General features: G+C 71.6%; 15 protein-coding genes. 2 read left to right on the top strand and 13 right to left on the bottom strand.

What is annotated here, in order from left to right:
* Positions 1–28: 28 nt before the first annotated feature.
* The 4 genes from E6O51_RS20610 to E6O51_RS20595 are packed head-to-tail and all read right to left on the bottom strand — an operon-like array spanning position 29 to position 5,350.
* A complete protein-coding gene (locus tag E6O51_RS20610) occupies positions 29–877 on the bottom strand; it encodes an ABC transporter ATP-binding protein (RefSeq protein WP_136386911.1) in 849 nt (282 codons plus the stop codon).
* A complete protein-coding gene (locus E6O51_RS20605) occupies positions 874–1,935 on the bottom strand; it encodes a FecCD family ABC transporter permease (protein WP_211091477.1) in 1,062 nt (353 codons plus the stop codon). Before E6O51_RS20605 ends, E6O51_RS20610 begins: the two co-directional genes overlap by 4 nt.
* Positions 1,932–3,083, bottom strand: coding sequence for an ABC transporter substrate-binding protein (locus E6O51_RS20600; RefSeq protein ID WP_136386910.1), 1,152 nt, complete (start codon positions 3,081–3,083; stop codon positions 1,932–1,934). The genes E6O51_RS20605 and E6O51_RS20600 overlap by 4 nt, the downstream gene beginning before the upstream one ends.
* Before the next feature lie 17 nt (positions 3,084–3,100).
* The gene (locus E6O51_RS20595; RefSeq protein ID WP_136386909.1) at positions 3,101–5,350 is read right to left on the bottom strand and encodes a TonB-dependent siderophore receptor; all 2,250 of its coding nucleotides are present in this window, start codon (positions 5,348–5,350) and stop codon (positions 3,101–3,103) included.
* A gap of 115 nt (positions 5,351–5,465) precedes the next feature.
* Here E6O51_RS20595 and E6O51_RS20590 point away from each other — a divergent pair, with 115 nt between their 5' ends.
* The gene (locus E6O51_RS20590; RefSeq protein ID WP_136386908.1) at positions 5,466–6,500 is read left to right on the top strand and encodes a helix-turn-helix domain-containing protein; all 1,035 of its coding nucleotides are present in this window, start codon (positions 5,466–5,468) and stop codon (positions 6,498–6,500) included.
* Here E6O51_RS20590 and E6O51_RS20585 read toward each other — a convergent pair.
* The 9 genes from E6O51_RS20585 to E6O51_RS20545 form a co-directional block, all read right to left on the bottom strand.
* Complete coding sequence (locus E6O51_RS20585; RefSeq protein WP_168735355.1) at positions 6,441–7,130, bottom strand: 4'-phosphopantetheinyl transferase family protein; 690 nt, start codon at positions 7,128–7,130, stop codon at positions 6,441–6,443. The two genes, E6O51_RS20590 and E6O51_RS20585, sit on opposite strands and share 60 nt — an antisense overlap.
* Positions 7,131–7,160: 30 nt before the next feature.
* A complete protein-coding gene (locus E6O51_RS20580; RefSeq protein WP_136386906.1) occupies positions 7,161–7,922 on the bottom strand; it encodes a 2,3-dihydro-2,3-dihydroxybenzoate dehydrogenase in 762 nt (253 codons plus the stop codon).
* A gap of 4 nt (positions 7,923–7,926) precedes the next feature.
* Positions 7,927–11,817: a non-ribosomal peptide synthetase gene (locus E6O51_RS20575; RefSeq protein ID WP_136386905.1), complete on the bottom strand. Its 3,891-nt coding sequence runs from the start codon at positions 11,815–11,817 to the stop codon at positions 7,927–7,929.
* A gap of 33 nt (positions 11,818–11,850) precedes the next feature.
* Entirely contained in the window at positions 11,851–12,807 is a 957-nt protein-coding gene (locus E6O51_RS20570) for an alpha/beta hydrolase (protein WP_136386904.1), read from the bottom strand.
* On the bottom strand, positions 12,804–13,679 hold the full coding sequence (locus E6O51_RS20565; RefSeq protein ID WP_136386903.1) for an isochorismatase family protein: 876 nt from the start codon (positions 13,677–13,679) through the stop codon (positions 12,804–12,806). The genes E6O51_RS20570 and E6O51_RS20565 overlap by 4 nt, the downstream gene beginning before the upstream one ends.
* Before the next feature lie 32 nt (positions 13,680–13,711).
* A complete protein-coding gene (locus tag E6O51_RS20560) occupies positions 13,712–15,325 on the bottom strand; it encodes a (2,3-dihydroxybenzoyl)adenylate synthase (protein ID WP_136386902.1) in 1,614 nt (537 codons plus the stop codon).
* Complete coding sequence (locus E6O51_RS20555) at positions 15,325–16,530, bottom strand: isochorismate synthase (RefSeq protein WP_136386901.1); 1,206 nt, start codon at positions 16,528–16,530, stop codon at positions 15,325–15,327. Before E6O51_RS20555 ends, E6O51_RS20560 begins: the two co-directional genes overlap by 1 nt.
* A 49-nt stretch (positions 16,531–16,579) precedes the next feature.
* The gene (locus tag E6O51_RS20550) at positions 16,580–17,815 is read right to left on the bottom strand and encodes an MFS transporter (protein ID WP_136386900.1); all 1,236 of its coding nucleotides are present in this window, start codon (positions 17,813–17,815) and stop codon (positions 16,580–16,582) included.
* A gap of 397 nt (positions 17,816–18,212) precedes the next feature.
* Positions 18,213–18,794, bottom strand: coding sequence for a bactofilin family protein (locus tag E6O51_RS20545; RefSeq protein ID WP_136386899.1), 582 nt, complete (start codon positions 18,792–18,794; stop codon positions 18,213–18,215).
* Between the two features lie 351 nt (positions 18,795–19,145).
* Here E6O51_RS20545 and E6O51_RS20540 point away from each other — a divergent pair, with 351 nt between their 5' ends.
* Positions 19,146–20,546 (top strand): sigma 54-interacting transcriptional regulator, encoded by a 1,401-nt coding sequence (locus E6O51_RS20540; protein WP_136386898.1) that lies wholly within the window; start codon positions 19,146–19,148, stop codon positions 20,544–20,546.
* The last annotated feature ends 129 nt before the right edge of the window (positions 20,547–20,675 follow it).

Below are 20,675 nucleotides of genomic sequence, written 5' to 3'. Positions count from 1 at the left end.
TTGGGCTTGCACGGCGGATCGCTCCGCCTCACTCCGGATCGAATGCCCGCTCCGCGATCACCAGCGGCGTGCCCAGCGAGCAGGTTTCCACGCGCGCGGCAATGCCGTAGGCCCGCCGCAGCAGGTCCGGCGTGAGGATGCGGCCGGGCGCGCCGCGCGCGATCAGCCGTCCCTGCGCCATCACCAGCATGTCGCTGCAGAAGCGTGCCGCCAGGTTCAGGTCGTGGACCGCCATCAGGCACAGGGCCTGGCGGCCGGCCACGTGGCGGCGCAGGGCCTCCATCAGGCACAACTGCCAGCGCAGGTCGAGTGCGCTGGTGGGCTCGTCGAGCAGCAGCAGGCGCGGCTCGCGTACCAGCAACTGGGCCAGCCCGGCCATCTGGCGCTGCCCGCCGGACAGGGCCAGCAGGGGCCGCATGGCCAGATCCCGCAGGCCAAGGTCGCCCAGCACGGTCTCGATGCGCTGGTGCACCACCGCGGTGCCCAGTTGCGGACAGGCGGTGCGCACCGCGCTCAGCACCGATTCGTAGACCGTGAGCGAGGAGGCCTGGGGCAGGCTCTGGGGCATGTAGGCCACGCGGCGCGCGCGCGTGGCCGGGTCGAGGGCGGCGAGATCGTCGCCGTCGAGCAGCGCCTGCCCGCTCATGGGGTTGAGGCCGGCCAGAGCGCGCAGGGTGGAGGACTTGCCCGCGCCGTTGGCGCCCACCATGGCCACCACGCAACCCGTGGGCAAGGGCGCCAGGTCGATGTCGCGCACCACCGCCTTGCTGCCGTAGGACACGCCGAGGCCGCGCAACACCAGCCCCGCCGGCACCTCCGTGGCGGGCGCGGCCGGGGACCGCGCAGCGGCCGTGAAGCAGCATTGCTGCGCGTTCATTCGCGCAGCCCCTTCTGGTGGCGCACCACCAGCAGCATGAAGACCGGCACCCCCACCAGCGCGGTGACGATGCCGATCGGCAGGACCACGCCCGGCACCAGCACCTTGCTCAGTATGGAGGCGCACGACAGCATCAGCGCGCCGGCCAGGGCGCTCGCGGGCAGGAAGAAGCGGTGATCCTCGCCCAGGGCGAGGCGCGCCATGTGCGGCCCCACCAGGCCGACGAAGCCGATGGTGCCGACGAAGGCGAGCGCCGTGCCGCTCAACAGGCAGACCCGGATCAGGCTCACCAGGCGCAGCCGCTCCACCGCCACGCCGCAACTGCGGGCATGGTCCTCGCCGCTGCGCAGGGCGGTCATGGCCCAGGCCTGGGACTGGGTCCACAACGCACAGACGAGCACCACCACCGCCAGCACGCCGATCCGGGGCCAGGTGGAACGGCCCAGGCTGCCCATGCTCCAGAACACGATCTGCTGCAGGGCGTTGTCCGCCACGTACTGCAGCAGCCACAGCAGGGCTTCGAAGCTGAACATCAGCGCGATGCCGAACAGCACCACCGAGTTCACCGAAGCGCCCCAGCGCAGGGCCAGCAGGTGGATCAGCAGCGCCCCCACGGCCGCGCCGCCGAAGGCGCACAGGGGCAGCGCGATCGATTGCCCCAGCCCCCAGGCGGAGAAGCCGGTGATGAGGGCCAGCGAGGCCCCCACCGTGGCCGCCGCCGACAGGCCGAGGGTGAACGGGCTGGCGAGCGGGTTGTTCAGCACCGTCTGCATCTGCGCGCCGGCCAGGCCGAGGGCGGCACCCACCAGCACCGCCATGACCGCGTAGGGCAGGCGCACGTCCCACAGGATCACCCGCGTGCCCACGTCCAGGTGCTGCGGGTCGAGCACGCCCTGCCACACGGTTTGCCACGGCAGGCCCGACGGGCCGGTGGCCAGATCGGCGAGGAAGATCAGCCCCAGCGCCAGCAGCAGGGCCGACAGCACCGCGACCCGGCGGCGCACGCACGCGGCGTAGCGCTCGGCCAGGGTCATGCCCGCATTCTGTGCCGCGATCACCGTACGGCGCCCTCCGCGCCCAGGCTCGTCCAGTATTCGCCGTCCAGCGGCACGGGCTGGAAGCGGCGATAGAACATGGCGAGCGTCTCTTCCGGGCGCAGGTCGGCGAAGAGTTCCGGGTACAGCCACTTGGCGAACACCTGCACCGCGACCACGTTGAACGGCGAGACGTAGAAGTGGTGCCAGATGGCGTGCGCCCTGCCCTGCCGGACCGCCGGCAGCGTGGCGATGCCGGGACGCTGCAGGGCGCGCGCCAGGGATTCGCGCGCGGTCTGCCCGTCGACGCCGGGGCCGAGCACGATGCGCATGGGCATGCGCTCCATGGTGGCGCGGGAGCCGATCGCGGTGCCGATGTAGACCTCCGGCGGGCGGCTCACCAGATGCTCCAGGCTGAGCACGCCAAAGGCGCCGGGCACCAGCCCCTTGGCCACGTTGCGCCCGCCGGCGGCGTCCAGCAGCGTGCCCATCAGGCCCTCGCTCATGGTCGCGCAGCATTCCTCGGAGAGCCCGACGCGGTTCTCGATGAACACCGTGGGGCCGTCGGCCGTGCGCGCCGCCAGGCGCTCGGTCACGCGCGCGAGCTGGGCTTCGTATTCCTCCACGAAGGCGGCCGCCTCGCCCTCGCGCCCCAGCACCCGGCCGAGCACCTCGATGCTGCGCGGAGTGTTGCGCAGCGGCTCCTTGCGGAAATCGACGAACACCACGGTGACGCCGGCCGCCGCCAGGCGGTCCAGGGTTTCGCGGTGCTCGGGCGAAGGGCCGTGCCCTTCCAGGCCGAAGATGGCCAGGTCGGGCTTGAGGGAGAGGGCCATCTCCACGCTGAAGGTGTCCGCCGTCATCCGCCCGGTGCGCGCCACCTCGCGCAGTTGCGGGTAGCGCTCCAGGTACTGGGCGTAGCCGGGCGGGTCGAGCAGTTCGAAGTCGGCCGGCATGCCGACGATGCGTTCGCCCAGCGTCTCCCGTTCCAGCACCGCCAGCGCGGGGATCAGGCGCGCCTCGCCGAGCAGGATGCGCTGGGTGTTGGCCGGCACCCGCAGCGTACGCCCGGCGAGGTCCGTCACCGCGTCGTCGGCCGCGTGCAGGGGGCCCGCGGCAAGGCCCAGGGTGAGCGCCAGGCCGGCGCCGATTCGTCGCCACCTTGTCTTCATATGCGTCGTGTCCGGCATCAGAACGAGGTCGTCAGCGCGACGTAGAGGGTGCGGCCATGCTCGTTGTAGGTGGCCGCCCCGGCCCCGCCACTGGTGCCGTATACCGGCGTCGAGCTCACGGAAACCGCGTTGCCGCGGCGGTATTGCCGCTTGTCGAAGAGGTTGTTGATGCCGGCCGTGACCTTGAGATGCTTGGACACCGCATAGTCGCCGCTCAGGTTGACCACCGCGTAGGGATCGACCGAATCGGCCGACGTGCCGGTCACCCGGTCGCCCTTGAAGTCGTACTTCATCGGCTCCTGCTCGCCATAGAAGGTCACCGCCAGCAGCAGGCCGAACTTGTCGCTGGCACGCCAATCGAGGGAGGTGTTCACCGTGTATTCCGGGATGATCGAGAGATAGTCGCCGGTGGTCTTGTTCTTCGACTCGATCATATAGGTGAAGTTGGTCAGCCAGTCCAGCCCGGTGGCCAGCGGCAGGCGCAGGCTGCCTTCCAGCCCTTCCACCACCGCCTTGGGAATGTTCGTCCACTGGTAGATGCTGCGGTTGCCCGTGGCGGTGATGCCCACCGGCGTCGTGTCGGCCTGGATCTTGTCGCGGTAGTCGTTGCGGAACCAGGTCACCCCGGCGGAGAAGCCGCCCACCTTGTACTCGATGCCCAGTTCCTTGTTGATACTGGTTTCGGCATCCAGGTCGTCGTTGCCGATCAGGTAGCAGCCGGTGGTACCGTTGCCCACGGTCGGGCAGCCGTTGCCGTTGCTGTAGAGCAGGTAGTTCGGATTGCCCTGGTACAGGTTGGGTGCCTTGTAGGCGCGGGCGATACCGCCCTTCAGCGTGACCCGGTCGCTGAACATGTGCATCAGGTTGAGCGCCGGACTCCAGTTGCCGCCCGCCTCCGAGTGCCGGTCGAAACGCAGGCCCGGCGTGAGCACGGTGTTCTCGGAAAGCTCGATGTTGTCCTCCACGAACACCGAGGCGATGCGCGCCGACGCATCCGGGCTGCGCCCGGTGCTGCTGACGCCCGGAATGGTGCCGAACTGCGTAGTCTGGGTGGTGGAGGTCGGATCCTCCAGTTCCGAGCGGGTCCATTCCGCACCGACGGTGAGCACCTGCTTGAACACGCCGCTCAGGGGCAGATTCACCTCGCCATGCACGGTCAGATCGCGCAGCTCATTGGTCATGAAAGGGGGATTGCCGGCGAGGAAGGCGCCCTCGGTGGCCCCGGCCAGGCCTTCCTGGATGCGCTTGTTGTCGGTTGCGGTGTACTGCACGTAGCTCAGCGAGCTGCCGAAGTCGTACTTGCCGGTATGGGTCAGCGCGTAGTTGGTACGCCGCATGACGTTCGTTTCCTTGCCCCGCATGCGTTCGACGACGGGATCGACGACCGGGTTGGAGCTCGCGTTCTGCGTGTCGCCGGCGTAGAGGTTGCCCTGCCGGCTGTAGCCCAGGTCCAAGTCCAGGCGGTGGGCGGCCGACGGCTGCCAGCTCAGTTGCCCGCTGAAGTCGCGGTTGTTCACGCCTTCGCGGCCGGCCGGCATCGCATTCGCAAATCCCGGCGCCTGATGGCCGTCGTTGATGTAGCGGTCGTCCTCCTCCGTGCGGTTGTAGTTGCCCATGACGCGGAAGGAGAACTGCTCGCCCAGCGGGCCGCTGAGGCCGAAGTTCAACCGCCGTGTCGCGCCCTCGTCCGAATGCTCGGGGGCATTGGCATACAGGCTTACCTCTCCGTGCAGTTCCTTACCCGCCTTCTTGGTGATGATGTTCACCACCCCGCCGGCCGCGCCGTTGCCGTAGCGTGCCGCGGCGGGGCCGCGGATCACCTCGATGCGCTCGATCTGTTCCGCCGGCACCCAGTTGCTGTCGCCGCGGGTGTCGCGCTCACCGCGCCAGCCGAAGCGTACCGAGTTGCGGCTGGTAGCGGGTTTGCCATCGATCAGGATCAGCGTGTTCTCCGGCCCCATGCCGCGCAGGTCGATCTGGCGGTTGTTGCCACGCTGTCCGCTGGTGGAGTTGCCGGTCAGGTTCACGCCGGGCATGGTGCGGATGATCTCCGAGATGTCGTTGACCGGTGGCCGCTTCCCGATGTCCTCGGCGGTGATGATGGACACCCCCGGCGCCTGCTTGAGCGTCTCTTCGGCCGTGCCCAGCACCGTCACTTCCCGGAGCACCGCTTCGCCTTGCTGGGCCAGCGCCGGCGCGCCTGCATAGGCCGCTGCCATGGCCGCCGCCAGTACCCTGAAACGGCCGCTCACCTTCCACGATTGCATTTTTTTACTCTCCCTGATATGCGTTGCAATTTGAAAATGCAAATTGTTCGCATTTACAATACCGTGCTTAGTATCTCAACAAGCCGCACGTTTTTTGTTTGCCGGAGCAAGAAAGATGTTTGCGAGCCCCCCTCCCGCCGCGGCGCGTACCGCCCGCCGCAAGAAGACCTTCCCCACCCGCGGATTCGCCGCAGGCAAGCCGCCCAGCTCCATCGACGGCGACCGGCTGGGCGCCCAGGTGGGCCGCGGCCACCAGTTGCTGTGCCCCAACGCCGGCCAGGCGACGCCATTGATGCAGGGCAGCTTTTCGCTCACGCCGCTGCGGGACGGCATGTCGCTGCACTGCACCGACGTGGTCCAGTTGCAGGACATGACCACCCAGTACGCCATCGAGGAGCGCAGCATCAAGGTCATGCTCCGCCTCGAAGGCAATGCGCAGGTCATGGTGGGCCGGCAGGTGCTGCCGCTCGACGCCGGCCAGGCCCCCAACGCCGTCCCCCGCGGCGCGGTGGTGACCCTCAACGCCCCCGACACGCTGCAGCGCCAGGCCCGCGCCGGCGGCCGCCAGCGCATGGTGGTACTGACCCTGCGCCCGGCATGGTTCGACGCGCTGCGGATCTCCCCGGACGTGTTCCGCGAGCACGTCTCGGTCCGGCCGTGGGAACCTTCCCGGCGCGCTACCGCCATCGCCGAGCAACTCATCCATCCGCTCGAACTCGAAGGCCCCATCCTGCGCCTGCACCAGGAAAGCCGGGCGCTGGAACTGATCGTCGAGGCCCTGTCCCAGACCATGACCGACATGCCCCACGGCGCGGCCACCCTGCCCGCCGGCTGCCACCAGCGCGTGCGCCGCCTGCAGGCCTTCCTGGACAGCGGCGAGGCCGACCACCTCGACCTGCGCGCCATCGCCGTGTACATGGGCTGCAACGCCAACACCCTGCAGCACGAATTCCGCGACGTGTGCGGCCAGTCCATCTACGACTATCTGCGCTGCAGCCGGCTGCGCCGCGCCGCCCATGCCCTGCAGCACGAGGGCGTCAGCGTGGCGCGCGCGGCCGAGATCGCCGGCTACAGCAACCAGGCCAACTTCTCAACCGCCTTCCGCCGCCATTTCGGCCTGCCGCCCAAGCACTGCCGGAATCGCGTCTGACAAGGCCAGGGCCGCGGCGAACCCGTCCGGCGCGGGCAGTTGCCAGGCACGGGTCGCGGGCAGGCCGGGCGGCAGCGCCACCGCGTAGCGCCGCCCGGCCGCGGGCACCGCCGCCACCGCCGCCGGGTCGGCCGCGAAGCCGGTGCCCAGGGCCTTGAGCACCGCCTCCTTGCCGCACCACACGCGGAACAGGGCCTCGGCATCGCGCCGCCCGCAATAGCGGCGCTCGGCCGGCGTCAGGCAGCCGGCCAGCGCCGCGCGGCCGAGGCGGCCATCCACCGCTTCGATGTCGGCCCCCACCGGGCCGGCTTCGGACATCGCCAGCAGCCCCCAGGCGCCCCCATGGGAGAGGTTGAAGTGCGGCACCGCGCCGCCCCGCAGCATGGGCTTGCCATAGGGGCCGATCACGATCCCCACCTCCGCCGCGGGCAGCCCCAGGCGCTCGCCCAGCCGCCGCCGCAGCACCGCGCGCGCGGCGGCGAAGCGGATGCGGTCCGCCCCCGACCGGTAGCGCAGGCAGCGCGCGCGCTCCGCCGCGGAGAGCAGCGGCAGCAGCAACGCCAGCCGCTGCTCGGCGAGCACGAAGGACAGCAGCCAGACGCGCACCCCCGCCGGCAGGCCGCCCGGCATCAACTCACGCTCGACATAGGCCAAGGCCGTCTAGACGCCCAGCGTGGCGCCGCCATCGACGCACAGTTCGTGCATGGTGATGTGGCGCGCCCCGTCGCCGAGCAGGAACAGGACCGCCTCGGCGATGTCCTGCGGGCGGGCGATGCGGCCCAGGGGAATGCCGGTTCTGAACTCGGCCGGCGTGCCGGCGATGACGCGCGCCGCATCGTCCTCCGACTGCCACAACTGGCGCTGCATGGCGGTGTCGGTGGAGCCCGGCGAGACCACGTTGCAGCGGATGCCGAAGCCGGCCAGTTCCAGGCCCAGGCATTTGGTGAAGTGGCACACCGCGGCCTTGGACGCCGCATAGGCCGCCATGCCCGTGCGCGGCACGGCGGCGGCGTTGGAGCCCACGGTGACGATGGCGCCGCGCCGGCGCGGCACCATGTGCCGCGCCACCGCCCGCGCCAGGTAGAACACGCCGTGCACGTTGACCGCGAAGGTGTCCTCCCAGTCCCGGTCGCTCAGCGCGGTCACCCCGCCCAGGCGCAGGATGCCGGCGCTGTGGGCCAGCATGCCGATCTCGCCCATCCCGTTTTCGACCGCCGCCACCGTGCGCTCCACCTCCCGGCTGGCGCGCAGGTCCACCGCGTAGGGCCGTACCCGTCCGCCGTGGCGCGCCGCCATCTCCTCCAGCGGCCCGCCCTGCACGTCGAGGGCGGCGACCCGTGCGCCGCGCACCACCAGGGCGTCGACGATGGCGGCACCGATGCCCTGCGCCGCGCCGCTGACGATGGCCAGTTTTCCGTTCATCGGCTCAGCCCTCCACCAGTTCGGCCGCGCCCACGCCGAGGCGCTCGGCCAACGCTTCGCCGATGGCCCGCAGGGGCGCGGGATCGCTCATGCCGAAGTGGTCGCAGTCGAGTTCGATGCAGTCCAGCCGGCCGTCCAGGTAGGGCTGCCAGGACGACGGCCGCGGCGCGATGTCCTCGCGCTGGCCGGCGCTGAACAGCAGCAGGTCGCCGCGGTAGCGGCGGGTGCGGGCGTTGCGGAACGCCTGCATGCCGCGCAGGGAGGCTCCCCCCAGGCGTTCCAGCCCCGCGCGGCCCAGCGCCGCCAGGGGGCCGTCGGCCTGCAGCATGCGGTGGTAGAGCGCCTCCGGGGTGCCGGGCGCGATGTCGCCGTTGACGCTGGAGAGGGCGACCAGGGCATCCTCCAGGGCGGGCGGGCGCCAGTCCGCGAACGCCTCGGCCGGGTAGCCGTCCATCATCGCCACCAGGTCCACCTCTTCCCCCTGCTGCTGCAATTCGACCGCCACCGCCTGCGCCAGCGCGCCGCCGAGGGACCAGCCCAGCAAACGGTAGGGGCCGCTGGCCTGCCGCCCGCGGATGCGCGCCACGTAGTAGGCCACCAGGGCGTCGAAGCGGTCGATGGCCGCGGCTTCCAGTCCGGTGGCCTGCAGGCCGTGGATCGCCACGCCGGGCAGGTGGCGCGCCAGGCCCAGGTAGCACCACGACAGCCCTTCGGCCGGCGGCAGGCAGAACAGCGCCGGCGGGGGCCCCGGTTGCAGGGTCAGCACCGCGCCGAAAGCCTGGTCCGCTTCTTCCGCGGGCGGCCGGTGGGCCGCCGGCGCGCCCAGCGCGCGGGCCAGGGCCTGCACGGTGGCGTGCTGGAACAGGGCCGACACGGGCACTTCGTGCTGCAGCAGCCGGCTCAGCCGGTTGGAGACCTGGATGGCTTGCAGCGACTTGCCGCCGAGGTCGAAGAAGTTGGCCTCCACGCCCTCCGGCGCCCGGCCCAGCACTTCCTGCCACACTTCCATGATGCGGCGCTCCAGCGCCGTGGCCTGGGGCAGCACCGTGCCGCATTGCCGGCCGGCGATTTCGGCCAGGTGCTTGCGGTCGATCTTGCCGTTGGGGTTGCGCGGCAGGCTGTCCAGCGCCTGCCAGTGGTCGGGCACCGCGGCGTGCGGCAGCAGTTGCGCCAGTTCGCCGCGCAGCGACGCGGACGCGGCGGTGCCGGCCAGGAAGGCCGCCAGCCGGTAGCCGCCGTGGGCATGGGGCACCGCCACCACGGCGGCTTCGCGCACGTCGGGATGGGCGAGCAGCGCGTTTTCGATTTCGGTGGGGTCCACCCGCAGCCCGCTGATCTTGACTTCGTGGTCGAGGCGGCCGAGGAAGAACAACTGGCCGTCGCGCAGGCAGGCGCGGTCGCCTGTGCGGTAGCCGCGCTCGCCCGTCCCCGGCAGGGTCACGAAGCGGCGCGCGGTGAGTTCCGCGTTGCCGCGATAGCCCAGCGCCAGCGCCTCGCCGCACAGCACCAGTTCGCCGGGCCGGCCGGCGGCCACGGGGTGGAGATGGTCGTCCACCACCAGCACCTTCACGTCGGGGCGCGGACGGCCGATGGGCAGTTCGTCGCTGCCGTCCCACACCGCCGCCGGGCCGCCGAGGGCAGCCGTGGTGGCGATCACCGAGGCTTCGGTGGGCCCGTAGCTGTTGAGCAGTTCGTTGTCCGGCAGCAGGTCGCGCCAACGCCGCGCGCGCGCCGGCAGCGCGGCTTCGCCGCCGATGATGGTCAGCCGCACGTGGCGCAGTTGCGCCGCCCGTTCACCGTCGAGGGCGTGCGCCAGTTCGTGCCAGTAGGCGGTGGGCAGGTCGAGCACGCTGATGCGCGCACCCTCGGCGAAGGTGGTGAAGGCGGCGATGGAATCGAGCACGGCGTCGTCGCGCAGCACCAGCGTGGCGCCGTGGCACAGGGCCAGGAAGATTTCCTCGATGCTGGCGTCGAAGTGCAGCGGGGCGAATTGCAGCACGCGGTCTGCGGCGGCGATGCGGTAGAGCTGCCCGGCGCTGGCGACGAAGTGGGCCAGGGCACCGTGGCCCACCTCCACACCGTTGGGCCGGCCGGTGGAGCCGGAGGTGTAGAGCAGGTAGGCCGGCTGCCCGGCGGCCGCGGCGGGCGGGGCCGGCATGCCCTCGCCGGCCCCGCCGTCGTGCCCTTCATCCAGGCACAGCACCGGGCGCACCCCGGCCTTGTCCGCCCAGCGGCGCAGGCTGAGCACCCGCCGCGGCGCGGCGTCGTCCAGCACCAGCGCCAGGCGGGCGGGCGGGCCGAGGGGGTCGAGCGGCACGTAGCAGCCGCCGGCCCACAGCGTGGCCAGCAGGGCGACGATGGCCTGCGGGCCGCGCGGGAGCAGGATCACCACCCGCTCGCCCGCTTCCAGCCCCTCCTCCTTCAGGCGCGCGGCCAGGCGGCGGACCCGGCACAGCAGTTCGGCGTAGCTCATGCTTTCCCCGGCCCATTCGAGCGCGGCCTTGTCCGGCGTGCGCGCGGCGGCGGCGCGCAGGCGGTCGAGCACCGGATGCGCCGGCCCGTCCAGGGGCGGCCCTTCCAGCACCGCCGGCGGCGGCAGCTCCAGCAAGGGCGCGAGCGCGGCCTCGGGGGGATGCGCCGCCAGCTTCGCCAGCCAGTCGAGCAGGTCGCGGTGGAGTTCGTCCAGGCGCACGGCCGGATAGGCGTTCGGGTTGGCCTCGACCAGCAGGCGCCATTCGGCGTTGAGCACCGACAGGCTGACGTTGAGGTCCTTGACCGGGCCGGCGGTGATGGGGTGGATGACGCTTTCCAGCCCGGCGAAGGGTGCGTGGCGGTCGAAGGGCATCAGGTTCACCGCCTGGTTGAAGAGGTGCTTCTGGATTTCCAGCAGGCCGAGGTCGCCGCGTATCCAGCCGTAGCGGTAGTAGAGGTGGGGGCGCATGGCGCGCATGCGTTCGGCGATCTGGCGGCTCATGGCCTGCATGTCCTGGGCGGGGTCCACCTGTACCATCATCGGTACGATGTTCATCGCCATGCAGGGTACGCCGAGGGCGGGCGTGCCGAGGCGGTTCATCACCGGCAGGCCGAAGGTGAGCCGGCGCTGGCCCGAGTGCCGCGCCAGCCACAGGCCGATCGCCGCCAGCATCCAGCTTCCCCAGTCCTGCCCGCAGCGGCGGGCGGCCTGCTGCAAGGCGTCGATCTCGGCCGGCCCCAGGCGGGTGCTGCGGCGCAGGATCTCGTCCGCGGGCTCCTGCTGCGGCGCAACGACGGCGGGCGGCGGCACCTGATGCAGATGTTCGCGCCAGAACGCCTGGTCGCGCGCGAAGCCGCCGTTGGCCTTGTAGGCCCGTTCCGCCTCCACCAGCGGCTCCAGGCGCCAGTCGGGCAGGGCCGGCGGCGCTTCGCCGCGCATGCGCGCGCTGTAGCGCGCAGCCACCGCCTGGCACACCAGGCCGTAGCCGTAGCCGTCCAGCGCGATGTGGTGGGCCTGCAGGTACCACAGGTGGCGGTCGTCGGCCAGGCGCAGCAGAGCGGTGCGGTGGAGCGCATCGCGCGCCGGGTCGCACAGCTTCGACAGCGACTGCGCCATCCACTGCCGCGCCGCCGCGTCGGGGTCCGCCGCGCCGCGGAAGTCGTGCCCCTCGGGCCGCGTGTCGCCGGGCGGCTGCGGCCACTGCCACAGCCCGTCGTCGTTCATCTCGAAGCGCATGTGCAGCGTGCTGCAATGGCCCAGCACTTCGGCCACGCTGGCGGACAGCGCCGCGCGGTCAAGGGCGCCGCGCAGTTCGATGGCCTCGGCGGTGAGGTAGCACGGGCTTTGGGGCGCCATCTGCTGGCCCATCCAGATGCCGTACTGGGCCGAGGTGGCGGCCAGGCGGGGGGAGGTCGAGGTCATGGGGAAATTCCTTCGGGGCGCAAGGGCGGGGGTTTACGGCGCAAAGGCGAATTCGATCACCCGCCGGGCGCCGTGCGTCAGCATGTCGTGGTGGTCATGGTCGGCGAGCTTGTGGAAGCGCACCTGGGCGCCGGCCCCGTCCAGCAGCCGGGCGAAACGTTCGGCGTTGTCGACCACGCGCCGGGCCTGCAGATGGGCCAGGCGTTCGGGGGAGACGGCGTTCTGCGGGTATTGCTCGTCTACGCCGGCGGTGATCTCCACCAGAACGGGATGGGCGGCGAAATCCAGCGCCGGCAGACGTTGCGGCAGGGCGTCGAGGAGGTGGTGGCCGGCGAACCACAGGGACGGGCTGGCGGCCCAGTAGCGCTGGAAGTGCTGCGGCCGGGTGCTCAGCACGTGCAGCGCGAACAGCCCGCCATAGGAGAAGCCGAACAGGGTGTGGCGCTGCGGGTCCATGGGGAAGTGCCGCGCCAGCAGCGGGCGCAGTTCCTCGGTGAGGAAGCGCAGGAAGGCGTCGGCGCCGCCGTGGCGGGTGGAGAACTTGTCTCCGGTCGGCCCGCTGGTCCCCGGCGGCGTGTAGTCCAGCGCACGCCCGTGGACGTCGATGGGCTCGCCGCTGGCGTAGCCGACGGCGACGATCAGCCCGGCCGGCTCGTCGCCCACCTTGCGGCGCCAGGCGGTGCTCTCGCCGTCCGCCGGCGGGCGCGGGCGCATCACTTCCATGAGGGGGAAGCTCGCCATGCCGTCCAGCGCCCACAGCACCGGATAGCCTCCGGCCGGCGCCGGCTTGTGGGGCAGGCCCAGGGCGATGCGGTAGCGCTGGCCGGTGTGGCGCGAGTCGATGTCGAAGCCGAGGCTGCGCGACAACTGCACCGGCCCCCATTCGGCCGGCGGCGGCGCGAGCTCGGTGGCGGTCTGCGCCCGGACGGGCAGCGCGGCGACCAGCAGCGTCGCCAGCAGCGCGCGCCACAGCATGGAGCGGACCGTCATGCGCACACCTCCGCCTCGCGCCGGTTCAGCAGCGCCCACCAGGCCGCCAGCGTGGGCTGCCCGGCCAGGGCCATGAAGTCCACGTCCAGCCCGGCCCGGCGCCAGGTCTCCAGCAGCGCCATGATGCGGATCGAGTCCAGCCCCCAGTCGAGCAGGCTTTCATCCTCGCCCGGGTCCGCCGCGGCGATCTTGAGGCTGTCGGCGACGATCTGCCGGAGTTCTCCGGGCGATGCCGGCAGGCGGGGACGCAGTCCGTCCACCAGGGCCTGGGTGGGGAGCGTCACCCCGCAGCGCTGGGAGACGTAGCGCAGCGCCATTTCGTGCTCCTGGGCGGAGAAGTCGGCCAGGGCGTCGGCGGCGAAGAAGGGCTGGATGTCGCTCATGAAGGCTTCGCAGGCGGTCGCCATGCAGCCGATGTGAGCGTAGATGCCGCACACGATCAACTGGTCGCGCCCCTGGCCGCGCAGCAGTTCGAGCAGGGGGGAGCGCTGGAAGGCGCTGTAGCGCCACTTGTCGAGGACCACGTCCTGGGGCTGGGGCGCCAGTTCGGCGGCAATGTCCTTGCGCTGCGGCCGGGCGGTCAGGCCCGGCCCCCACATGTCCTGCAGCAGCCCGCGCTCGGCCGGGGTCTGGGCCGGCGACTGGGCGGTGTAGATCACCGGCATGCCCAGTTCACGGGCGAGGTCGAGCAGCCGGCGGACGTTGGCGAGCAGTTCCGGGACCGGCGCGCGCTCGCGGTCGTAGAAGTCGAGAAAGTAGTCCTGCATGTCGTGCACCAGCAGCGCCGCGCGGCGGGCCTCCGGCTGCCACAGCACGCGGTTGTTCCAGCCCTGGGCGGGCATGGGGTAGGAGGCGATCTTGGGTATGGCCATGTCTTGCTCCGTGGGTCGGGTTGGGTGCCGGGTCAGGCGGCGGCCAGACGCGCCTCGATGTCCAGGCGCAACTGCTTCTTGCTGATCTTGCCGACGCCGGTCTCGGGGAAGCGGTCGACGAACTCGATGCGGTCGGGGATCTTGTAGGTCGCCAGCCCGCGCTCGCGCAGGAAGCGCACCAGGTCCGGCGCGCGCACGCCCTCGTGCCTGCGGATGACGAAGGCGCAGCTCTTCTCCCCCAGGTAGGCGTCGGGCATGGCGACGACGGCGCAGTCCACCACCTCGGCATGGGCCAGCAACTGGTGCTCCACCTCCTCCGCCGCGATCTTCTCCCCGCCGCGGTTGATCTGGTCCTTGGCGCGCCCTTCCACCACCAGGTTGCCTTCCGGCGTGCGCCGCACCAGGTCGCCGGTGCGGTAGAAGCCGTCGGGGGTGAAGGCGCGGGCGTTGTGCTCGGGGGCCCGGTAGTAGCCGCGTATGGTGTAGGGGCCGCGGGTGAGCAGGTGGCCGGTTTCGCCCTCGGCCACCGGGCGGTCGTCGTCGTCCACGACGAGCACCTCGTCGTCGGGCGAGATCGGCCGCCCCTGGGTGTGCAGCACCACGTCCAGGGGATCGTCCAGGCGGGTGTAGTTGACCAGGCCCTCGGCCATGCCGAACACCTGCTGCAGGGTGACGCCGAGTTCGTTCACCACCCGGCGGGCCGTCTCGCCGTCGAAGCGCGCGCCGCCCACCTGCAGCACTTTGAGGCTGGAGAGGTCGGGCCGCAGGCGCGCGGCGGCATCCAGCCACACCGGCACCAGGGGCGGCACCAGCGCGGCGATGGTGACGCGCTCGCGCTCGATCCAGGCCAGCGCCGCGTCCGGGCTGGGGTCGGCGCACAGGACCACGGTGCCGCCGGCGTAGAGGGTGCCGATCGAACCCGGCGAACTCATGGCGAAGTTGTGTCCGGCCGGGATCACGCACAAAAAGACGCTGTCCCCGTCCAGGCCGCAGATTTCCGCGCTGGCGCGGATGCTGTAGAGGTAGTCGTCGTGGGTACGCGGGATGAGCTTGGGCGTGCCGGTGCTGCCGCCGGAGAGCTGGAAGAAGGCCACCTCGTCGGCAGCGGGGGGCGGCGGCAGTTCCCCCGGCCAGGGGGGCAGTCGGTCCAGGGCGAGGAATTCGCCCGCCTCGCCCAGCACCAGCACGTGGCGCAGGCTCGGCGCCTGCCCCATGACCCCGCGCGCCAGCACGCGGTAGTCGAAGCCGGCGTGGCGGTCGGCGACCACGTAGGCCACCGCTTCGGCGTGGCGGCAGAAATGGCCGATCTCGAACTGGCGGTGGGGCGGCAGCGCGAACACCGGCAGGGCGCCGAGGCGGAAGAGCGCGAACAGCACGGCGAGGAATTCCGCGCAGTTGGGCAGTTGCACCACCACCGCATCGTTGCGGCGGATGCCCAAGGCGTGGAAGCCGCGCGCCAGGCGGTCGGCCTCCATGGCCAGATCGCGGTAGGTCCAGCGCCGGTTTTCGCTGACCACCGCGAGGCGCTCGCCGTGGCGCCGCACGCGCTCGTCCAGCACGTCGGTGAAGGTCTCGCCGCGCCAGTAGCCCAGGCGGCGGTAGCGGGCGGCGAAGGGGGCGGGCCAGGGTGTGCAGTGGGCGAGCATCACAGCGCTCCTTCCGGGACGTGGCCGATGGCGTTGAGCATGGTCCTGAACTTGGCGCCGGTCTCGGCCACTTCGCTGTGGGGATCGGAATCGGCGACGATGCCGGCGCCGGCAAAGAGGCGCATGCGCTTGCCCTGTACCTCGGCGCAGCGCAGCGCCACCACCCATTCGCCGTTGCCGTCAGCGTCGCACCAGCCCACCAGGCCGGCGTAGAAGCCGCGGTCGAAGGCGTCGAGGCGGCCGATCAGATCGAAGGCCGCGGCGCCCGGATGGCCGCATACCGCGGGCGTGGGGTGCAGGCTGGCGGCGAGCCGCAGCGTGTTGGCGGCCGGTTCGGCCAGTTCGCCGCGGATGTCGCTGGAGAGATGCAGCATGGTGGCGGTGTGCAGCAGCGCCGGCGCCGCCGGCGCTGCGAGCCTGCGGCAGTGGGGGCGCAGCCCCGCCGCCACCGCGTCGGCCACCACCTTGTGTTCGTGCAGGTCCTTGGCCGAGCCCAGCAGGGCCTGCCCGCGGCGGGCGTCCTCGGCCGCGTCGCCGCTGCGCGCGGCCGAGCCGGCGAGGGGATTGGAGCGCACCAGCAGGCCGCGGCGGCTGACCAGCAGTTCCGGGCTGGCGCCGACGAGGGTGGCGGCGGCCCCGTCGTCGCCCTCGCCCCCCTCGCCCCCCAGGCGGGCGGCAAAGGTGTAGCCGTGGGTATTGCGCTGCGCCAGCCGTTCGAGCAGGCCGGGCACGTCCACGGCCTCGCCGCCGGTGAGCGCCAGCGTGCGTGCCAGCACCACCTTGGTCAGCCCGCCGGCCCTGATCCGGCGCACCGCCTCGGCCACCGCGTCGGCATAGGCCTGGGGCTCGGGCTCCGGGCGCACCTCGTAGCGCTCCGGCCGCCATGTGGCCGCACGGCCGCGCTCCAGGGGCCCGGCGAAGGAGACTTCGCGCGGAATCGACAGGCACGCCGGCCTGCGCGCGTCGAAGGGGACGGCGCCGACCACGATCGGGTTCGGATGTCCGTTGCGCCGCGCGGCCTGCAACTGCTCGTCCACCACCTGGCTGAGTTCCACCAGATCGCCGGCCGGCGGCACCGTGGCGTAGCAGCCCCGCGCCAGCAGGGTGTGCTCGGCCGTGGCGAAGAAGAACGGGTCTTCGGCGCGGTAATCCTCCAGCAGGAGCCGGGCGCGCGCGTCGGTCACGCCTCTGATCACATCATTCATGGGTCTGCCTCCGCAGTTCAACGACTATCGAATCCACCCGGCGCCGTGCTCAGGCGCCGGGCGGCCGGACATGCATCCGTATCCGTCCCGCCAGCAGCACCGTGGCCCCGGTCAGCGCCGCCGCCAGCCAGCCGGCCGTGCCGTAGCCGCTCAGGGTGCCGTCGGCCGCCTCGGCGATCAGCAGGCCGCCCGCGTAGGCGGCGGCGCTGCAGGCCAGTTGCTGGACCGCCGCGCTGAGGGACAGGAAGGTGCCGCGCACGGGCGGCGGCACCGCCGAGATGGCAATCGCCATCGCCGGCACCGCGCGCGCCGGCATCAGGGTCAGAAAGACCATGGCGCAGGGCAGCACCCAGCCCAGGGCGAGCGCCGGCAGATGGGTCTGCAGCAGGATGGCCGGGATCGACAGCAAGCCGGCCAGGCGGTAGATGCGCGCCTTGCCCGCGCGGTCGGCCAGCCCGCCGATCCAGCGCGCCCCCAGGAAGCCGCCCAGGCCGCCCAGCGCGTAGATCAGCGGCATGTCCCCTACGCCGAGCCCGACGTTGCGGACGAGGTGGAGGGTGAGATAAGGCATCACCGTGAAGGTGGAGAACGCGCCCAGGGCCATGAACAGCAGCGCCACCCAGTGGTTGCGCTCGCGCAGCACGGCCGCCATGCCCGCAAAGGGCCGCGGCCCCGCCGGATGGCGCGGCAGGCGCGGCACGTGGCGCGCGGCGAGCGCCCAGAACAGCGCCGCCACCGCCGCGATGGCCACGAAGGGCCACTGCCAGCCGAAGGTGGCGGCCACCAGCAGGGAGAGCGGCACGCCCAGCACACCGGCCAGGGAGGTGGCCGCCATCACCGCGCCGCTGGCCCGCGCGCGCCGCTCGAAGGGGATGGCGTCGCCGATCACGGTCTGCAGCATGGCCGCCAGCACCCCGCCGAAGGCGCCGGCCAGGGCGCGGGCGAGCAGCAGGGTCGAGTAATCGGGCGCCAGCCCGCAAGCCAGCGTGGCGAGGCAGAACAGGGCGAACAGGCCCAGCAGCAGGCCCTTGCGGCCGAACAGGTCGATGAAGCCGGCGGCCGCCAGCCCGCTGCCCGCGGCCGCCAGCGTATAGATGGACACCAGCAGGGCGAACTGCCGCGCGTCGATGGCCAGCGCCTCCATGAGCACCGGCCCGAGCGGCATCACGACCATGAAGTCGAGGATGTGGGAGAACTGGATGCCCGCCAGGGCGAACACCAGCCAGCGTTCCTGCCGGCCCGTGCGGTGCGTTTCTTGCGCTGCGGCTGTTGCGGCGATTTCCATCTGCGGGGTCCTTGTGCTCGTCCGGTGCCGATCGCTCGCCGGCCGTCCGTGGCCAGCTTAACGATACTGACAATCGTTCTCATTTATGACCATGCAGTGTAGGAAGCCGCGGCGGATTTTTTGTTTGCCCGCGCAAGAAAGTTGTTTGCGCTGCAACAATCGGGCGGACATGCCGGCCCGCAGGCCCGGATCGGACATGCGTCCACGGCCGTGCGGGACGGGTCCGGGCACGGCCGAAACGCCGACACCGCCTTGCGGCGGTCGGGATCGGTCGCCGGCCTGCGAAGACCGGTGCGGGAAGGGAAGGAACTGCGGCAGGCGCGCGGGGAGGCGCCGGGAGGAAGGGGAAGCAGGCCCCGGATGGCGGCCGCAGACCGCCATCCGGAACGGGACGGCCTCAGCCGGCGGCGGCTACCACCCGCGGCGCAGCCGGTTCACGTTCCGCCGTCCGCGAACCCTCCTGCGCGGACGACAGCGACTGCACGTCGCCCGAAATCTCGCCGCCCTCCTCGATGAGGATCTTGCCGTAGCGGATCTTGCCGCTCACCCGCCCGGTGGCATGCACGATGAGCTGCTTGCGCGCGGTCAGTTCGCCGTCGAAGCGGCCGTGGATTTCGGCCACGTCGATGCCCACCGTGCCGGAGAAGGCGCCGTTTTCCGCGATGCGGATGACCCGGCTGTCCATGGTCGCCTCGACCCGCCCTTCCACCACCAGGGTGTCGCAGTCGAGGATCTCGGCACCCTTCAGCTTCACCTCCGGGCCGACGATCAGGCGGTTGCCGCCCTCGGGCAGTTGCGCCTCGGCGCCCTTCCGGTCCTCGGCCGCGGACTGAGCCAGCGTCTCCTTGTGCACGCTGCTGGCGGATTGGGAAAGCGGCTGCACCGGGACGCTGCCGGTAGCGGCCGTAGACGTGCTGCGCGCACTGCGCACACCCTGGGGTTCGGGGGTCTTGGGGAACAGGGCGGGTTTGTTGAACATGGTCTCTCCTGATGGTGCGTCCGGCGCTCCGGAACGGCGCCGCGAACTACCGCGCCATGGCAAGCGCCGTGCCATCCGGAAAACATCCTTTGCATTCATGGTTTTGCGCAAATACATCGGCGGCAAAACGACATTCAGGCAGCAAAAACGTCGTCGCCGACAGACAATCAACATCAACAATTCAACATAAGCTATTGAAATTATTCAACCTATATGCCGTCGCCAAATGCCGACACCGTGCCGCGATGAAACATCGCCTTGCACTTGCTTACCGAGCCGCCCCGATGCGCCCCCTACACTGCTTCGCATCCCCCGCCGCCCACCGACGCCTTCGCACACACTCCCGCACCGATGACCGCCACGCCCTACAGCCCGCAACCCGCACACCTGCTGCTGGTCGACGGCGGTCTGCCGCCCTTGGGAGACCTCGCCGCGCCGTTGCGCGCGCACGGCTACCGCGTCAGCCAGGCGGACAGCGCGACCGCGGCGCATGCGCTGCTCGCCGCGCAGCCGTGCGACCTGGTGATCGCCGCGTCCAGCCTGTCCGACGGCACCGGCCTCGACCTGTTCGACCGCGTGCGCACGCAGCGCCCCGCCCTGCCCGTCATCCTGCTCGCCGTGCCCGGCAGCATCGCCGAAGCGGTGGAGGCGATTTCGCGCGGCGCTGCCGCCTATCTGCCGCAACCGGTGCAGGGCCAGATTCTGCTGCAGCACGTGGAACACGCCCTGCGCTGGGCCGGCACCGGCACCTCCCAGGCGCCGGCGGATTCCGGCTGGCGCGCCGGCATCGTCAGCCGCAGCACGCGCATGGAGCGCCTGCTCGAAGAAGCCCGCCTGGTGGCGGCCACCGAGGCCAGCGTGCTGATCCGCGGCGACAGCGGCACCGGCAAGGAACTGCTGGCGCGCGCCATCCACCGCGCCAGCCCGCGCGCCGCCGGCCCCTTCGTGGCGATCAACTGCGGCGCCATTCCCGAACAGTTGCTGGAATCGGAGCTCTTCGGCCACCGCCGCGGCGCCTTCACCGGCGCGGTCTCGGATCAGCGCGGCCTGTTCCGCCATGCCCACGGCGGCACGCTGTTCCTGGACGAGATCGGCGACATGCCGCTCGCGCTGCAGGTCAAGCTGCTGCGCGTGCTGCAGGAACGCGCGGTGAGGCCGGTGGGCGCCACGGCCTCCGAAGCGGTGGACGTGCGCATCCTGTCGGCCACCCACCGCGACCTGGACCGCGCCCTGGTGGAAGGACGCTTCCGCGAGGATCTGTACTACCGCCTCAACGTGGTCGGCCTGCACCTGCCGGCGCTCGACGAGCGGCGCGAGGACATTCCGCTGCTCGCAGCCTACTTCCTCGCCCAGGCCGCGCAGCGCTACGGCCGGCAGTGCCGCGCCTTCGCGCCCGACGCGCTGGAACTGCTGGCCACCGCCGCCTGGCCGGGCAATCTGCGCCAGTTGCAGAACGTGGTGGAACAGGCCTGCGCGCTGAGCACCACGCCGCTGATCACCCGCGCCCTGGTGCAGCGCGCGCTGCAGCGCCACGGCGCGGTGTCGCTGAACTACGTCGAGGCCAAACAGCACTTCGAGCGCGACTACCTGGTGGGCCTGCTCAAGCTCACCGGCGGCAAGGTCACGGACGCCGCGCGCCTGGCCGGGCGCAACCGCACCGAGTTCTACCGCCTGCTGCAGCGCAACGGCCTGAACGCGGAACTGTTCCGCCATCCCAACGACGACGCGGATTTCGGCGCTACCTGGTGCTGAGCGGCCGGGAGGCCGCGCGGGTACGACAACTGCGGCGGGGGCCTGCGGAACGGCGGCATGCTGCTCGGCTGCGGGTGGGAGCGGGCTTGCCCGCGATGCGGCGTCCTTTGCACCCGGAACCGCCCTATC

It is taken from the genome of Pseudothauera rhizosphaerae, assembly GCF_004801305.1.
In the GTDB taxonomy this organism is placed as follows: domain Bacteria; phylum Pseudomonadota; class Gammaproteobacteria; order Burkholderiales; family Rhodocyclaceae; genus Pseudothauera; species Pseudothauera rhizosphaerae.
This window is presented reverse-complemented; position numbering and strand designations above follow the sequence as displayed.

Excerpts from the sequence above, each read along its gene's own strand:
- E6O51_RS20595 (WP_136386909.1), bottom strand. The coding sequence starts at position 5,350 with ATGCAATCGTGGAAGGTGAGCGGCCGTTTCAGGGTACTGGCGGCGGCC.
- E6O51_RS20570 (WP_136386904.1), bottom strand. The coding sequence starts at position 12,807 with ATGACGGTCCGCTCCATGCTGTGGCGCGCGCTGCTGGCGACGCTGCTG.
- E6O51_RS20600 (WP_136386910.1), bottom strand. The coding sequence starts at position 3,083 with ATGAAGACAAGGTGGCGACGAATCGGCGCCGGCCTGGCGCTCACCCTG.
- E6O51_RS20565 (WP_136386903.1), bottom strand. The coding sequence starts at position 13,679 with ATGGCCATACCCAAGATCGCCTCCTACCCCATGCCCGCCCAGGGCTGG.
- E6O51_RS20550 (WP_136386900.1), bottom strand. The coding sequence starts at position 17,815 with ATGGAAATCGCCGCAACAGCCGCAGCGCAAGAAACGCACCGCACGGGC.
- E6O51_RS20575 (WP_136386905.1), bottom strand. The coding sequence starts at position 11,817 with ATGACCTCGACCTCCCCCCGCCTGGCCGCCACCTCGGCCCAGTACGGC.
- E6O51_RS20585 (WP_168735355.1), bottom strand. The coding sequence starts at position 7,130 with ATGCCGGGCGGCCTGCCGGCGGGGGTGCGCGTCTGGCTGCTGTCCTTC.
- E6O51_RS20540 (WP_136386898.1), top strand. The coding sequence starts at position 19,146 with ATGACCGCCACGCCCTACAGCCCGCAACCCGCACACCTGCTGCTGGTC.
- E6O51_RS20555 (WP_136386901.1), bottom strand. The coding sequence starts at position 16,530 with ATGAATGATGTGATCAGAGGCGTGACCGACGCGCGCGCCCGGCTCCTG.
- E6O51_RS20545 (WP_136386899.1), bottom strand. The coding sequence starts at position 18,794 with ATGTTCAACAAACCCGCCCTGTTCCCCAAGACCCCCGAACCCCAGGGT.
- E6O51_RS20580 (WP_136386906.1), bottom strand. The coding sequence starts at position 7,922 with ATGAACGGAAAACTGGCCATCGTCAGCGGCGCGGCGCAGGGCATCGGT.
- E6O51_RS20590 (WP_136386908.1), top strand. The coding sequence starts at position 5,466 with ATGTTTGCGAGCCCCCCTCCCGCCGCGGCGCGTACCGCCCGCCGCAAG.
- E6O51_RS20610 (WP_136386911.1), bottom strand. The coding sequence starts at position 877 with ATGAACGCGCAGCAATGCTGCTTCACGGCCGCTGCGCGGTCCCCGGCC.
- E6O51_RS20560 (WP_136386902.1), bottom strand. The coding sequence starts at position 15,325 with ATGCTCGCCCACTGCACACCCTGGCCCGCCCCCTTCGCCGCCCGCTAC.